Consider the following 1,025-nt stretch of genomic DNA (forward strand, 5'->3'; position numbering starts at 1 on the left):
GAACACCGCCAGCACCCTATCATGGGCTGGCTTGTGTCTGCGCTAAACGACAAACAGGCTAAGGCGCTTTCGTCATAATCTTGAGGTAACTTAACATTCAAATCCTTCCAGATCGTCTGAGCGTACTTGAGTTGTTTTTCTGTCGGTAGTTTTAACTCATCAGGGATCGCTGCATGGATCGTGTCGGTAATATGATCCGAAAATATCGGCCATTGATTGAGGTCAACGGTGGTTTCTTGTGCGAGTCGTAAGAATTTCTTTTGCTCAGCGGTGAGCGAATACTTGAAGGTTACTGCACCCACTGAAAAGGTTATGTCGTCCATTTCGTTCCCTGATAATGGCGTTTTTATTGCTGAATCTTACTAGTATGAAATGAATTTAAAGTGTCTGATCATTGTGTCGGTGATGTAATTAATGCAGGCACAATCCGATGTTTGTCACCATTCCCTCATTCTATAATTCGGCCAAATCTTGCTCAGCGAGCAACTTTTCGCCCGAACCATAAGCAATCCCTTGCTTTTATCACCCGTTTCGTTGCTCGCCAAAATCTTGAGTATCTCGACCTACTGGTCGAAGTTACCTCAAAATTTGGTACAGTGTTGTTTAAAGAGCAGTCTGGCGCCCGATATACCATTAACCTGCAACAGCCTGAGAATATTGAGAAAGTTGAAGATAACCTCTATCTCGTGGAGCAGTTCAAAGAAGACGACGGTCAATTGACTCACAGAAAAGCCTTGGAGTCAGCTTTACTCCCCATCCGAAACCCAGAGGAATCTTCATGACCCCCCACGATTTTCCCTTTTTTGCGGGCCAACTGACGGACAAAACCTTTGGTAGCAGCCTGGTGCTCAGCCCCGTTCCTGTACACACCAACATTCCGCCGTCAGACACTCACGATATTTTGGTCGAAAAAACCGACAGTTACATTGAAGTGGGTGGCGAAGGTGGCATGATTTTCCAAACCCAGCAAATGTGGTTACTGTTCTTGATGAGTCTAGGTATCCCTGTCTGGCTGCTTTGGAAAA

The 1,025-nt window shown here is 45.5% G+C and carries 3 protein-coding genes; 2 read left to right on the forward strand and 1 reads right to left on the reverse strand.

Annotation, left to right across the window (positions count from 1 at the left end; genetic code table 11):
- A partial coding sequence (locus LRP50_RS25320; RefSeq protein ID WP_274167163.1) for a hypothetical protein occupies window positions 1-323 on the reverse strand: 323 nt, incomplete at its 3' end.
- A gap of 60 nt (window positions 324-383) precedes the next feature.
- On the opposite strand from LRP50_RS25320, the gene LRP50_RS25325 reads away from it, so the two are divergent.
- Both LRP50_RS25325 and LRP50_RS25330 read left to right on the forward strand, forming a co-directional pair.
- Window positions 384-782, forward strand: coding sequence for a hypothetical protein (locus LRP50_RS25325; RefSeq protein ID WP_274167164.1), 399 nt, complete (start codon window positions 384-386; stop codon window positions 780-782).
- Window positions 779-1,025 (forward strand): hypothetical protein (locus tag LRP50_RS25330; RefSeq protein WP_274167165.1); only part of this gene is annotated, 247 nt, incomplete at its 3' end. The genes LRP50_RS25325 and LRP50_RS25330, both read left to right, overlap by 4 nt.

The sequence above is a fragment of the Enterovibrio gelatinilyticus genome (genome assembly GCF_028683095.1).
GTDB lineage: Bacteria > Pseudomonadota > Gammaproteobacteria > Enterobacterales > Vibrionaceae > Enterovibrio > Enterovibrio gelatinilyticus.